This is a genomic window from Rhodanobacter sp. FW101-FHT13A11, from assembly GCF_058790335.1.
On sequence record NZ_JBYTCN010000004.1, the window covers coordinates 228,037 to 240,913 of the forward strand.

A 12,877-nucleotide genomic window follows, 5' to 3' on the forward strand; every position below is an offset into this window, starting at 1 on the left:
GGGCGGCCCAACGGGGCCGCCCGCGTCAGTGCCCGCCGGAAACGGTGCGCGCCTTCGGCGTGAACGGCGGCCTGGCCAGCCAGATCACCAGCACCAGCGCCAGGAAGATCCAGCCCAGCGCGTGGAACACCTCGTTGAACGAGATCTGGTAGGCCTGCTGGGTGATCATGTCGTTGATGATGCCGCCGGCGAGCTGGTTGTCGCCGTGGCCGAGCTGGCCCATCGCCGCCTGCGCGGTCGGGCTGTAGGCGGTGATGTGTTCGGTCAGCTGCTCGTGGTGGGCCACTGCGCGGCGCTCCCACAGCAAGGTGGTGAGCGAGGCGGAGAAGCTGCCGCCCAGGGTGCGCAGGAAGGTGGCCAGGCCGGAGCCGGCGGCGATCTCGTTCTGCTGCAGGTCCGACAACAGGATGGTCAGGATCGGCATGAAGAACAGCGCCACGCCCAGGCCCTGCCACAGCTGCACGACAGCCACGTGGTAGAAGTCGATGCCGATGAAGAAGTCCGAACGCATGAAGCAGGTACCGGCCATCACGATGAACGCGATCGAGGCCAGCGTGCGCAGGTCGAAGTGGGTGGCGTACTTGCCCACGAAGAAGGTCAGCAGCACCGGCAGCACGCCGATCGGCGCGGTGGCGAAGCCGGCCCAGGTCGAGGTGTAGCCGAGGTTGCGCTGCAGCCACAGCGGCACCAGCAGGCCGATCGCGAAGAACGCCGCGTAGGCCAGGATCAGCGCGATCGTGCCAGCGGTGAAGTTGCGGTGGCGGAACAGCTTCAGGTCGACGATCGGATCCTTGTCGGTCAGCTCCCAGATCAGGAACACCGCGATGCCGATCGCCGAGACGATGCTGGTGACGATGATGAAGGTGGAGTTGAACCAGTCCTCGTCATTGCCCTTGTCCAGCACGATCTGCAGCGCGCCCACGCCGATGATCAGGGTGATCAGGCCGACGTAGTCGACCTTCGGCCGCTCGGTCTTCTCCTCCTTCGCGCGCAGCTGGTTCGCCACCACCATGCTGGCGAAGATGCCGATCGGCACGTTGATGAAGAAGATCCACGGCCACGAATAGTTGTCGGTGATCCAGCCGCCGAGGATCGGGCCGGCGATCGGCGCCACCACCGTCACCATCGCCAGCAGCGCCAGCGCCATGCCGCGCTTGGCCGGCGGATAGATGCCGATCAGCAGGCTCTGCGTGATCGGGTACATCGGCCCGGCCACCGCGCCCTGCAGCGCGCGGAACAGGATCAGCATGCCCATGCTCTGCGACACGCCGCACAGGAACGAGGTCAGCGCGAACAGCAGCGTGCAGGCGGTGAACAGCCGCACCTCGCCGAAGCGGCGGCTGAGGAAGCCGGTCAGCGGCAGCGCGATCGCCATGCTCACCGCGAACGAGGTGATCACCCAGGTGCTCTGGTTGTTGCTGACGCCGAGGTTGCCGGCGATGGTCGGCAGCGACACGTTGGCGATGGTGGTGTCCAGCACCTGCATGAACGTGGCCAGCGACAGGCCGATCGTGCTCAGGGCCAGGTTGGGCGGGCGGAATTCGGTGGTCATCAGAATCGGTCGGTGATGGGTGATCTGCTCCTCCCCCTGCGCAGCAGGGGGAGGTTGGGAGGGGGTGAAGCTCTTGACTCAAAGATCAAGAGCACTCCTCCCCAACCCTCCCCTGCAAAGCAGGGGAGGGAGCCACGGTTGCTATTTGCCGCCGGCCATGTTGGCGTGGACGATCTGCGTGATCACCGCGTCGGCCTTGGCCAGCTGCTGCTTGTATACGTCGGTGCTGAAGGCGGGTTGGGTCGGCGATTGCTGCGACAGCATCGGGCCGTTCTGGTCGTGCAGGCTCACGTCCACGTTCAGCGACATGCCGATGCGCAGCGGGTGCTTGTCCAGCTGGGCCGGGTCGTCGAACACGATGCGCACCGGGATGCGCTGCACTATCTTGATCCAGTTGCCGGTGGCGTTCTGCGCCGGCAGCAGCGAGAACGCGCTGCCGGTGCCCACGCCCAGGCTCTGCACCTTGCCCTTGTAGGCCACCGCGCCGCCGTACACGTCGGCCTCGATCGTCACCGGCTGGCCGATGCGCATGCGGGTGAGCTGGGTCTCCTTGAAGTTCGCGTCCACCCACACGCCGCGCAGCGGCACCACCGCCATCAGCGCGGCGCCGGGCTGCACGCGCTGGCCGACCTGCACCGAGCGTTTGGCCACATAGCCGTCCACCGGCGCGACCAGGGTGGCGCGCACGTCATCGAGGAAGGCGGCACGCAGGCGGGCCGAGGCGGCCTGCACGTCCGGGTGCGAGGCGACCACGGTGTCGTCGACCAGCACCTTGCTGGTCTGGTACTGCTGCTGCGCGGTGACCAGGTTGCTCGCGGCGCTGGTCAGCGCGTCGCGGGCGTGCGCCAGCTCCTCGGCCGAGATCGCGCCGGACTTCGCCAGCGCCACGCGGCGGTCGTAGTCGGCGCGCGCCTTGTCCACCGCGGTCTGGCGCACGGCCACGTCGGCCTGGGCCCCGTTGACGCTGGAGTACAGGCCGCGCACCTTGCGCACGGTGTTGGCCAGGTTCGCCTTGGCCTCGGCCAGCGCCACGTCGGCGTCGCTGGGGTCGAGCTGCACCAGTACGTCGCCGGCGTGCACCAGGTCGCCGTCGTCGGCGCCGATGCTGACCACGGTGCCGGGCACCTGCGGGGTGATCTGCACCACGTTGCCGTTGACGTAGGCGTCGTCGGTGCCCTCGTACCAGCGGCCTTCGAGGAAGTACCACGCCGCCCATCCGGCGACGGCGAGCAGCACCACGACGCCGAGCAGGCGCAGCAGCAGGCCGCGCGGGTTCTTCTTCGGTGGCGGCACGACCGGCGTGCCCGCGCTCGCGGCGCCGCTCGGATCGGGGAGGGTCTGGCTGGACATGGGATGCCTCAGGAACGGGAAGAGTGGGGAGACGGGGTGGTGTCGGCCTGCGCCGGGGAGGCGCCGCGGTCGGCCTGCTCGTTCGGGCGATAGCCGCCGCCGAGGGCCTGGATCAACTGCACCGAGAGATCGACCTGCTGCGCTTCCAGCGCGGCGGTGCCCTGCTCGGCGGCGAGCAGTTGCTGGCGCACGCTGAGCGACTCCAGGCAGCTGCCGATGCCGGCCTTGTAGCGCTGCTCGGCCAGCTCCCAGGCCTGCGCCGCGGCATCCTGCGCGCGCTGCTGCGCGGCGATCTGCTGCTGCAGCGACTGCAGCGCGGACAGCTCGTCGGCGACCTGGTTGAGCGCGCCCACCAGGGTCTGGTTGTACTGCGCCACGGCGAGGTCGTACTGCGCGTCCTTGCCGGCGAGGTTCGCGCGCAGGCGGCCGCTGTCGAAGATCGGCAGGCTGATCGACGGCCCGACCTGGTAGAAGCGCGCGGGCAGGGTGAACGGGTTGCCGCCGCCCATCGCGATCACGCCGGCCATCGCGCCGATGCTGATGTTGGGCAGGAATTCGGCCTTCGCCGCCTTGATGTCCTTGCCGGCGGCCTCGACCCGCCAGCGTGCGGCGACCAGGTCGGCGCGGTGGCCGACCAGATCCAGCGGCAGGTCGGCCGGCACCGCCAGCGCGGCCGGCGGCAGCAGCCGGGGCCGGCCGATCTGCAGCCCGCGGTCCGGGCCCTTGCCCAGCAGCACCGCCAGCGCCGAGCGCGCGGCGTCGACCGCGCGGCTGGCCAGCGCCGCCTGCTGCTCGGCGCCGGCCACTTCGGCATCGCCCTGTTTCAGCTGGATCAGGTTGTCGATGCCGGCGGCGACGCGCTGGCGGGTCAGCTCGCGCGACTGCTGCGCGCGTCGCAGTTCGCTGGCGGCCAGGTCCTGCCGGGTGAACGCGTAGCCGAGCTGGGCATAGGCGCGGGCCACGTTGCCGGACAGCTCGATGCGCGCCGCGCGGGCATCCACCTCGGCGGCACGCGAGGCGCCCAGCGCGGCCTGCCAGGCGGCACGCTTGCCGCCCCACAGGTCCAGGCCCCACTTGAAGCTGAGATCGGCGTACTTGGCCAGGGCGAAATGGCCGCCGCCGGCCTTGGCCGGCAGCACGGTGGTGGGGAGGCGTGCGCCGGCCACGCTGGCGCCCGCGTTCACCACCGGCCCGCGTGCGGCGTCGGCCAGGCCGGCTTCGGCCTCGGCGGCGCGGGCCCGCGCGTCGGCCACGCCCAGGCCGGGGTTGTCGTGCAGGGCCTCGGCGATCAGCGCGTCGAGCTGCGGGTCGCCCAGCCCGCTCCACCAGTCGCCGGCCGGCCAGCCGGCGGGCGACACGTTCACCCCGGCCAGGCTGCGTTCGGCGTTCAGGGTGGACGGATCGATCGGGCTGCCGTCCGGGTGCAGGCCGCCACCGCTGGCGCAAGCGGCCAGCGCGAGGGTCAGGGCGGCCGCAGCCGCAAGTCGATGCAGACGCATGGAAGAGTCCAGGGGGGGAAAGGGTCAGTTCTTGTCGCGAAGCGCGTGCAGCACGCGTTCCAGGTAGTCGTGCAGTTGCACCTGTTCGGTCTCGTCCAGCGAGCGCTGGGCTGCCGTGAGCACGCGGTCGTTGCAGTCGGTCAACTCCTGCCACAGCGCGTTGCCGGCGTCGGTCAGCTCGATCCGCAGGGCGCGGCGGTCCAGCTCATGCGGGCAGCGGCGCAGGTAGCCCTTGTGCTCGAGCTGGTCGAGCTGGCGGGTCATCGCGCCGCCGTCCAGTTCCACCGAGCGGGCCAGCTCGCTGGCCGACATCGGGCCGAGCCGGGCCAGCCGCTTGAGGATCAGGAACTGGGTGAAGCGCAGGTCCAGCTGCTTGGCCGCCAGCTCGGCCTCCATCGCGCGCACGATCTCCGTGCGGACGAGGCCGAGCAGGACGCCGAGGCTTTCCCTGGGGGTGGCGAAGGCGAGCGGTTCGGTGTTCATGGCCGCGCATTCTATTGCCTCAGGTATATTTGTCAAGGCAAATATATTCTGGCATGTATTTGCTCCAGCAAGATGTCAGGCGGCACGCATCCGGTGCGCCTGCAGCTCGTCGTGCACCAGCGCGCGCAACGCCGGGTCGCGGATGGTGAACAGTTCGAACACGCCCAGCGCCTGCAAGGTCGTCAGTTGCGCCAGCAGGCGAGGTTCCGCTTCGCGGCGTACCGATTCCGGGGTGGCCGGATCCAGCATCAACTGGGCGTGCACCACGAAATCGGTGAGCGCATCGGCGCGCGAGGCGTGGACAGGGGTGGGTACGGGGAGTAACGACATGTCGATCTCCTGCATGGGCTGACGCAAGGACGTCTGCGCGCGGCGCGCTGTGACAGGCGGTTGCAGTACGGGCTGTGGCGGCTGGGGAGGTGCGCCGCGGACGGGCATGGCTGCATCGCCGGCGTCACGGTCACGCGGGGCGCATGACTTGGGGGACAGGCGACGGTAGATCGCTGCCGCTAGCATGGGAAGGCAGTCCCCACTGCTGGTACTCCCACTACCACCCGGGCATGTCCATGAGCACCTCCATGCAACGCGCCGAGCTGAAGGCCTTCCTGCGCGCACGCCGCGCCGCACTCACGCCCGAGGTGGCCGGCTTGCCGCGCGGGCCGCGCCGGCTCACGCCGGGTCTGCGTCGCGAGGAGGTGGCGGCGCTGGCCCAGGTCGGCGTCACCTGGTACACGTGGCTGGAGCAGGGGCGCGCGATCAACGTGTCGGCCGCGGCGCTGGCGCGGATCGCCCGCGCGTTGGCGCTGTCGCCGACCGACGAGGCCTACCTGTTCGCGCTGATGGGACTGGCGCGCACCGACGTGCCGGAGCACCACTTCGGCCTGCCGCCGGTGATGCAGGAGGTGCTGGACCTGTACCAGGCGCCGGCCTTCGTGCTGGACACGGTATTCGACGTGCTGGCGTGGAACCGCATGGCCGAATGCCTGTACGACTTCGGCGAGTTCGGCGGGCCGTTCGCCGACAATCACCTGTGGAACGCGTTCATGAACCCGGCGCGGCGGCGGCTGTACCCGGATTTCGAGAATGGCGCGCTGAACCTGCTCGGCATGTTCCGCATGAACCAGGCCGCGCATCCGGAAGACCCGCGCTTCCAGCAGCTGGTCGAGGCGCTGAACGCGGCCAGCACGGAGTTCGTCGAGCTGTGGCAGCGCTGCCACACCGCGCCGCTGAGCGCGATCACGGTGCCGTTCTTCCACCCCGCGTTCGGCGACCTCAGCATCCACTCGATGCGCCTGCCGGTCCGCGACAGCGACCACGTCGACCGCGCCACCGCATTCTTCTTCGCGCCGGCCAATGCCGCGACCGCCGCGAGCTTCGCGCGCGTCGCCCGGCGCCTCGCCGCGGAACAGGCCACGCAACCGGCATGATGCGGCGGCCGGTCGCACAACGGCGATAATCTCCACGCCCGTGCACACAGGAAACGAAATCATGGCTCCCATCCCGGCGCCTCGCGCGCCCAAGTCACCGCGCCATGGAGGGAGATGACGATGCCGCGTCCCGCCGTGCAGGCCTTCTTCGATGAAGCCAGCCATACCTTCAGCTACGTGGCCTGGGACCCGGCCAGCGGCAGGGCCGCCGTGTTCGACAGCGTGCTCGACTACGACGCGGCCGCTGGCCGCACCGGCCACGCGTCGGCGGATGCGCTGATCGCGTTCGTGCGTGCGCGAGGACTCGACGTGGACTGGGTGATCGATACCCACGTGCATGCCGACCACCTGTCGGCGGCGCCGTACGTGCAGGAGCAGCTGGGTGGCCGGCTGGGCATCGGCGAACGCGTCCGCGAGGTGCAGGACACGTTCGGCCGGCTGTTCCATGCGGGCGCCGGCTTCAAGTGCGACGGCAGCCAGTTCGACCACCTGTTCACGGACGGCGAGCGCTACATGGTCGGCGGCATCGAGGCGGTGGCGCTGCACACGCCGGGTCACACGCCGGCGTGCATGACCCACCTGGTCGGCGACGCGGCCTTCGTCGGCGATACCTTGTTCATGCCCGACTACGGCACTGCGCGCTGCGACTTCCCCGGCGGCGACGCGCGCACGCTGTACCGCTCGATCCGGCGCCTGTTCGCGCTGCCGCAGGAAACCCGGGTGTTCCTCTGCCACGACTACAAGCCCGCCGGCCGCGACGTGTTCGTGCACGAGACCACCGTGGGCGACGAGCGCCGCGACAACATCCACGTGCGCGACGGCATCGACGAGGACGCGTTCGTGCGCCTGCGCGAGGCGCGCGATGCCACGCTGCAGGTGCCGGCGCTGCTGCTGCCCGCGGTGCAGGTGAACATGCGCGCCGGCCGGCCGCCGCCGCCCGAGGACAACGGCGTGCGCTATTTGAAGATTCCGCTGGATGCGTTGTGAGCGGGCGTCGATGCGGCGGCAACCCGACGGTCTGCCGTCGTCGGAGTGACCGATGATCTACGTCCTGCTCAGCGTGGCGTGCAGCGTGCTGGTCTCGGTGCTGCTGAAGCTGGCGCGCCGTTTCGAGGTCGACGTGGGCCAGGCGATCGCCTGGAACTACGTGGTGGCCGGCGCGCTCACCGCGTTGCTGCTGCAGCCGTCGTTGGCCACGCTGCGCGAACCGGGCTCGCCGTGGCTGGCGCTGGCCGCGCTGGGCGTGCTGCTGCCGACGATCTTCCTGGCGCTGGCTGCCTCGGTACGCCATGCCGGCATCGTGCGCAGCGACGCGGCGCAGCGGCTGTCCCTGCTGCTCTCGCTGCTCGCCGCGTTCGCGCTGTTCGGCGAGCAGCTGACCGCCTTCAAGGCGCTCGGCATCGCGCTGGGCCTGCTCGCCCTGCTGTGCATGGTCTGGCGCGGCGGGCATGGTGCAGGCGCGGGCGGCGCGGCCGGCTGGCTGTATCCGCTGCTGGTGTTCGGCGGTTTCGGCGTGATCGATATCCTGTTCAAGCGTGTGGCGCAGGCCGGCGTGCCGCTGGGCGCCGCGCTGCAGGCGATGTTCGCTCTGGCGCTGCTGGTCGCTTTCGCGCTGCAGCTGTGGCGGCGCGTGCGCGGGCACACCCGCTTCACCGCGCGCAGCCCGCTGGCCGGCCTGCTGCTCGGCCTGGCCAACTTCGGCAACATCCTGTTCTACCTGCGCGGCCACCGCGCGCTGCCGCAGCACCCGGCGCTGGTGTTCGCCAGCATGAACCTCGGCGTGGTGGTGCTGGGCGCGCTGGTCGGTTTGCTGCTGTTCCGCGAGCGGCTGAGCCGGCTCAACCTCGCCGGCGTGGCGCTGGCGCTGCTGGCGATCGGGCTGATCGCCAGCGGCTGAGCAGTGACTTCTGGGCTATGAAATCGCCATGGCACGCTGCCTATGCTGGCAGCTTCGGGGCGGTGGCGTCCCAGCCATCGGAACCCCGGCCATGCGCAAACTCCCTTTCGCGGCAGCGCTGTCCGCACTGCTGTTGAGCGCGGTCGCGGTCGCCGCCCCGGACAAGAAGGACGACAAGGCCAAGCCGGAGAAGCCCGATGCGGCGCTGGTCGAGCCGCAGTCGTCGGCCAGCGAGGGTTCGGTGTCGGTCGAAGGGCATCGCGTCGACTACAAGGCGGTGGCCGGCACGCTGGTGCTGCACGGCACGGGTGACAAGGAGGACGAGCCGCAGGTCAGCATGTTCTACGTGGCCTATTTCAAGAAGGGAGTGAGCGCGACGAAGCGGCCGGTCACCTTCATCTACAACGGCGGTCCCGGGTCGGCCACGGTGTGGCTGCACATGGGCGCGTTCGGGCCGAAGCGCGTGGTCACCAGCGACGACAGTCACACGCCGGCGGCGCCGTACGGACTGGTCAACAACGACTACAGCCTGCTCGATGCCTCCGACCTGGTGTTCATCGACGCTCCCGGCGCCGGCTTCAGCCGGCTGATCGCGGACGACGGGGATAAGGCCAAGCGCGACGAGCAGATGAAGGAGCGCAAGAAGGCGATCTATGGCGTCGACGGCGATGGCCACGCGTTCGCCCAGTTCATCACCCGCTTCCTGTCGAAGTACGACCGCTGGAACTCGCCGAAGTACCTGTTCGGCGAAAGCTACGGCACCACCCGCTCGGCGGTGCTGGCGAACATCCTGGAGAACGAGGACAGCGTCGACCTCAACGGGGTGATCCTGCTCTCGCAGATCCTCAGTTTCGACACCAGCATCGATGGGCCGGAGTTCAATCCCGGCATCGACCTGCCGTACGAGCTGGCGCTGCCGACCTTCGCCGCCACCGCGTTCTACCACCACAAGCTGCCGCGGCAGCCGGCTGCGCTGGAGCCGTTCCTGCGCGAGGTGGAGCAGTACGCGATGGGCGATTACGCGCAGGCGCTGATGGCCGGCTCGCGCCTCGACGATGCGCGCAAGCAGGCGGTGGCGCAGAAGCTGCACGAGTACACCGGCCTGCCGGTGGCCTACCTGCTGAAGGCGGACCTGCGCGTGACCGGCGGCATGTTCGAGCACGAGCTGCAGACCGACGGCGACATCACCACCGGCCGGCTGGACAGCCGCTTCTCCGGCCCGGCGATCGACCCGCTGAGCAAGGGCTCCGAATACGACCCGCAGTCCTCGGCGATCAGTTCGGCCTACGTGGCCGCCTTCAACGACTACGTGCGGCGCGACCTGAAGTTCGGCCAGGGCCGGCAGTACCGGCTGTTCGCCGACATCGACCACTGGGACTTCTCGCACAAGGCGCCCGGCGTGCATGGCGAGGCGCTGCAGTCGTCGACCAACGTGATGCCGGACCTGGCCATGGCGATGAAGACCAACCCCAACCTCAAGGTCTATCTGCACGGCGGCTACTACGACCTGGCCACGCCGTACTTCGCCGCCGACTACGAGATGCACCACCTGCCGATCCCGGCCAGCCTGGAGCACAACATCAGCTATGCGTGGTACCCGTCCGGGCACATGGTGTACGCGCACGAGGCGTCGCTGAAGCTGCTGCACGACAACGTGGCCCGCTTCATCGGGCAGACCGACAACGTCAAGTAGCCGGTTTGCGCCTTCCGCCGCCGCGTCCGGAGGGCGCGGTGTGCCGCGGCGCGGTGGAGCCGCGCACCACCAGCTCGGGGCTGAAGCCTTCGTTGACGCTGCCGACCGGCTCGCCGTTGGCCACGCGCTGCAGGTCGCCGATCAGCCGCTGGGCGGCGTGCCGCGCGATCTCCTCGGTGGCCTGGCGCGCGGTGGTCAGCGCGGGCCACGACTGCTTGGAGAACGGGCTGTCCTCGAAGCCGGCGATCGACAGCTCGTACGGCACGTTGATGCCGTCCGAATGCGCCGCGGCCAGCACGCCGGCGGCGATCTCGTCGTTGGAGCCGAAGATCGCGCTGGGGCGGTCCTTCAGCGCCAGCAGTTTGCGCGCGCCGCGGAAGCCGTCGTCGAAGGTGTAGTCGCCCGGCACGATCAGCTTGCGGTCGAGCGCGATGCCGTAGTCCTTCAGCGCATCGGCGTAGCCCTGGTAGCGCTCCTGGCTGGAGCGGTGCCCGAGGCCGCCCCACAGGAAGCCGATGCGCTGGTGGCCGAGCTGGATCAGGTGTTCGGTGATCGCGTAGGCCGCATCGCGGTCGTCCACGTAGACGCACGGGTGGCCGTCCTGCGGATCCCGGCGCGCCGAGATGATGCGGATGAACGGCACCTGCGCCTGGCTCAGCGCCTCGATCAGCGCCGGCTGCTCGGACATCGGCGGCGCCAGCACCAGCCCGGCCAGGCGCGAACGCTGCGCCAGGTCGCGCAGCTCGTCGGCCAGCTTCGGCGAGGAGGAGTCGCAGGGGTGGATCTGCAGGCCGAAGCCGTTCGCGCGGCATGCCGCCAGCACGCCGTGCTGCAGGTTGATCACGTAGTGCGCGTTCGGGTTGTCGTAGACCAGCCCGATCGCGTAGGCGCGGGTGCTGCGCAGGCTGCGCGCGGAAGGGTCGGGCCGGTAGCCGAGCGCGTCGATCTCGCGCTGCACCTTCGCACGCGTGCGCGGGTGCACCGACGGCTCGTTGTTGATCACGCGCGAAACGGTCTTCAGTGAGACGCCCGCACGTTCCGCGACATCCTTGATGGTGGCGCTGCGCACCCGCTGAACCTCGTGTATCGAAAGGGCCTGATACGCCGGTCGCGCCATGGTGCCGACGGGGCCGCGCACGGACGCGGCGGCGCATGCATCCTAGCGTATGGCCCGGACCGTGGCGAATCCGCGGCTCGGTGCCTGTGGAAAAAATCCACCTCCGGTGGATTTCCCGGTCGCAAGCCCGGCGTCAGGTCCGTACTCGCGACCGCGACTCCGGTATTTGCGTGCCCGCCTCGCGTCCGGCCATCCATGGCCGGGTTGAGAGCCCGTTTTCACCAGCGCTCACTGCGCCGCGCGCTGGCCGACGCGGTGGCCGGCCAGTCCGTAGTACAGGATGTACAGGTAGCACGGCACCACCAGCGCGGTGAAGGCGAGCTGGAAGTCGATGTGCTGCTTCAGGTGCACGAACAGCTGCGGCACCACCGCCCCGCCGGCGATGCCCATGATCAGCAGCGCCGAGCCCGCCTCGGTATGGCGGCCGAGCCCGTTGATCGCCAGCGGGAAGATCGCCGGCCACATCATCGCGTTGGCGAAGCCCAGCGCCGCCACGAACGCCACCGAGAGGTAGCCGTGGGTGAGGTAGGCGCCGATCGCGAAGGCCACGCCCAGCACCGCCGATACCGCCAGGTAGCGTTGCTGCGTGATGAAGCGCGGGATCAGCGCCAGGCCGGCCAGATAGCCGGCCAGCATCCCGACCAGCGTGTACGAGGTGAAGTGCTTGGTGGCGTCCGGCGGCAGGCCGAAACCCTGGCCGTAGGTGCCGATCGCGTCGCCGGCCATTACCTCCACGCCGACGTAGAGGAACAGGCACAGCACGCCCAGCCACAGGTGCGGGAAGCTGAAGATGCTGCCGTCGCGGTGGCCGATCGCCTGCTCGCTGTTGGCGCCGGCAGGCTTGATCTCCGGCAGCGGCGAGCGCGCGATCCAGATCGCCAGCGCCACCAGCAGCGCCGCCATCACCATGTACGGCAGGTGCACCTTGCCGGCAAACGTGTCGAGCAGGGCCTCGCGTGCCTGCGGCGTCGGCGCCGACTCGACCTGCTGGCCGAACGTGCCGATGCCGCTGAGCACCAGCGCGCCGAACACGAACGGCGCGATCGCGCCGGCCAGCTTGTTGCAGATGCCCATGAAGGCGATGCGTTGCGCCGCGCTGTCGATCGGGCCGAGGATGCTGATGTAGGGATTGGACGCGGTCTGCAGCAGCGACAGCCCGGCGCCGATCACGAACAGCCCGGTCAGTGCGCCCGGATACATCCGCATGGTGGCGAACTGGCCGAACAGCACCGCGCCGACCGCCATCACGAACAGGCCGAGCGCCATGCCCTTCTTCATGCCGGTGCGGCGGAGCACCGACGACGACGGCAGCGCCAGGAAGAAATACGACAGGTAGAACGCCATCGGCACCAGGAACGCATTCACGTCGTCGAGATCGAACGCCAGCTTGACGAAGGCGATCAGCGGCCCGTTGAGCCAGGTGACGAAGCCGAAGATGAAAAACAGCAGGCCGATGACCAGCATCGGCCCGAGGTTGGTGCGATCGGCCTGCATCGCCGCCTGCGTTGTCGCCATGATCTGGTTCTCCCCGGAGCCCGGCCGTGTCGCTTCGGCCGGATGGCCGGGACAGACGGGATGTCTCTTTATTCGCTGAAAAGTGCAACGTTGTCAATTCGTGCCGACGGACGACTTCCGGTTGCCGCCGCGCCCGAGCCGTCTGGACGGCCATTTGCGATGGCTCATGTGGCGATGCAGCAGGCCATGGGCTTCGGGTGATTTTCAGCGGTATCGCGTCACATAAAGCCGAAAATCCGATCACCTGAGGTGCGTGCTCAGGAGTGCCGCGACAGCCATGACGCGGTGCCGCATCGAATGTTGCGAAAATCGGCTTTGACCCGATTGACAACGTTGTCATCGTA

Annotated in this window: 11 protein-coding genes; 4 read left to right on the forward strand and 7 right to left on the reverse strand. The window is 69.3% G+C overall.

Annotated elements, in window-relative coordinates:
- Window positions 1-25 precede the first annotated feature (25 nt).
- From AC3WRN_RS06950 to AC3WRN_RS06970, 5 genes are all read right to left on the reverse strand, one after another.
- Window positions 26-1,552 carry a DHA2 family efflux MFS transporter permease subunit gene (locus AC3WRN_RS06950; protein WP_492622424.1) on the reverse strand — a complete coding sequence of 509 codons (1,527 nt, stop codon included), beginning with the start codon at window positions 1,550-1,552 and terminating at the stop codon, window positions 26-28.
- 141 nt (window positions 1,553-1,693) lie between these two features.
- Entirely contained in the window at window positions 1,694-2,902 is a 1,209-nt protein-coding gene (locus AC3WRN_RS06955) for an HlyD family secretion protein (RefSeq protein ID WP_068094136.1), read from the reverse strand.
- Window positions 2,903-2,910: 8 nt separating this feature from the next.
- A complete protein-coding gene (locus tag AC3WRN_RS06960) occupies window positions 2,911-4,401 on the reverse strand; it encodes an efflux transporter outer membrane subunit (protein WP_492622425.1) in 1,491 nt (496 codons plus the stop codon).
- Window positions 4,402-4,425: 24 nt separating this feature from the next.
- Window positions 4,426-4,884 (reverse strand): MarR family winged helix-turn-helix transcriptional regulator, encoded by a 459-nt coding sequence (locus tag AC3WRN_RS06965; protein WP_068094141.1) that lies wholly within the window; start codon window positions 4,882-4,884, stop codon window positions 4,426-4,428.
- A gap of 75 nt (window positions 4,885-4,959) precedes the next feature.
- Window positions 4,960-5,214, reverse strand: a complete 255-nt coding sequence (locus tag AC3WRN_RS06970; protein ID WP_068094568.1) for a hypothetical protein — start codon at window positions 5,212-5,214, stop codon at window positions 4,960-4,962.
- Between the two features lie 236 nt (window positions 5,215-5,450).
- On the opposite strand from AC3WRN_RS06970, the gene AC3WRN_RS06975 reads away from it, so the two are divergent.
- The 4 genes from AC3WRN_RS06975 to AC3WRN_RS06990 all read left to right on the forward strand — a co-directional run bounded on the left by AC3WRN_RS06975 (window position 5,451) and on the right by AC3WRN_RS06990 (window position 9,901).
- Entirely contained in the window at window positions 5,451-6,311 is an 861-nt protein-coding gene (locus AC3WRN_RS06975) for a helix-turn-helix transcriptional regulator (protein ID WP_235604383.1), read from the forward strand.
- A gap of 120 nt (window positions 6,312-6,431) precedes the next feature.
- The gene (locus AC3WRN_RS06980) at window positions 6,432-7,298 is read left to right on the forward strand and encodes an MBL fold metallo-hydrolase (protein ID WP_492622426.1); all 867 of its coding nucleotides are present in this window, start codon (window positions 6,432-6,434) and stop codon (window positions 7,296-7,298) included.
- Between the two features lie 52 nt (window positions 7,299-7,350).
- A complete protein-coding gene (locus AC3WRN_RS06985) occupies window positions 7,351-8,208 on the forward strand; it encodes an EamA family transporter (protein ID WP_492622427.1) in 858 nt (285 codons plus the stop codon).
- A 91-nt stretch (window positions 8,209-8,299) separates the two neighbouring features.
- A complete protein-coding gene (locus tag AC3WRN_RS06990) occupies window positions 8,300-9,901 on the forward strand; it encodes a S10 family peptidase (RefSeq protein ID WP_492622428.1) in 1,602 nt (533 codons plus the stop codon).
- Here AC3WRN_RS06990 and AC3WRN_RS06995 read toward each other — a convergent pair.
- Window positions 9,894-10,970: a LacI family DNA-binding transcriptional regulator gene (locus AC3WRN_RS06995; protein WP_068094151.1), complete on the reverse strand. Its 1,077-nt coding sequence runs from the start codon at window positions 10,968-10,970 to the stop codon at window positions 9,894-9,896. The two genes, AC3WRN_RS06990 and AC3WRN_RS06995, sit on opposite strands and share 8 nt — an antisense overlap.
- Window positions 10,971-11,246: 276 nt before the next feature.
- Window positions 11,247-12,533 carry a sugar MFS transporter gene (locus AC3WRN_RS07000; RefSeq protein WP_068094153.1) on the reverse strand — a complete coding sequence of 429 codons (1,287 nt, stop codon included), beginning with the start codon at window positions 12,531-12,533 and terminating at the stop codon, window positions 11,247-11,249.
- Window positions 12,534-12,877: the final 344 nt, after the last annotated feature.

What these genes read in the sequence shown, in the direction of transcription:
- AC3WRN_RS06950 (WP_492622424.1), bottom strand. Translation starts at nt 1,552, where the DNA reads ATGACCACCGAATTCCGCCCGCCCAACCTGGCCCTGAGCACGATCGGC.
- AC3WRN_RS06955 (WP_068094136.1), bottom strand. Translation starts at nt 2,902, where the DNA reads ATGTCCAGCCAGACCCTCCCCGATCCGAGCGGCGCCGCGAGCGCGGGC.
- AC3WRN_RS06960 (WP_492622425.1), bottom strand. Translation starts at nt 4,401, where the DNA reads ATGCGTCTGCATCGACTTGCGGCTGCGGCCGCCCTGACCCTCGCGCTG.
- AC3WRN_RS06965 (WP_068094141.1), bottom strand. Translation starts at nt 4,884, where the DNA reads ATGAACACCGAACCGCTCGCCTTCGCCACCCCCAGGGAAAGCCTCGGC.
- AC3WRN_RS06970 (WP_068094568.1), bottom strand. Translation starts at nt 5,214, where the DNA reads ATGTCGTTACTCCCCGTACCCACCCCTGTCCACGCCTCGCGCGCCGAT.
- AC3WRN_RS06975 (WP_235604383.1), top strand. Translation starts at nt 5,451, where the DNA reads ATGAGCACCTCCATGCAACGCGCCGAGCTGAAGGCCTTCCTGCGCGCA.
- AC3WRN_RS06980 (WP_492622426.1), top strand. Translation starts at nt 6,432, where the DNA reads ATGCCGCGTCCCGCCGTGCAGGCCTTCTTCGATGAAGCCAGCCATACC.
- AC3WRN_RS06985 (WP_492622427.1), top strand. Translation starts at nt 7,351, where the DNA reads ATGATCTACGTCCTGCTCAGCGTGGCGTGCAGCGTGCTGGTCTCGGTG.
- AC3WRN_RS06990 (WP_492622428.1), top strand. Translation starts at nt 8,300, where the DNA reads ATGCGCAAACTCCCTTTCGCGGCAGCGCTGTCCGCACTGCTGTTGAGC.
- AC3WRN_RS07000 (WP_068094153.1), bottom strand. Translation starts at nt 12,533, where the DNA reads ATGGCGACAACGCAGGCGGCGATGCAGGCCGATCGCACCAACCTCGGG.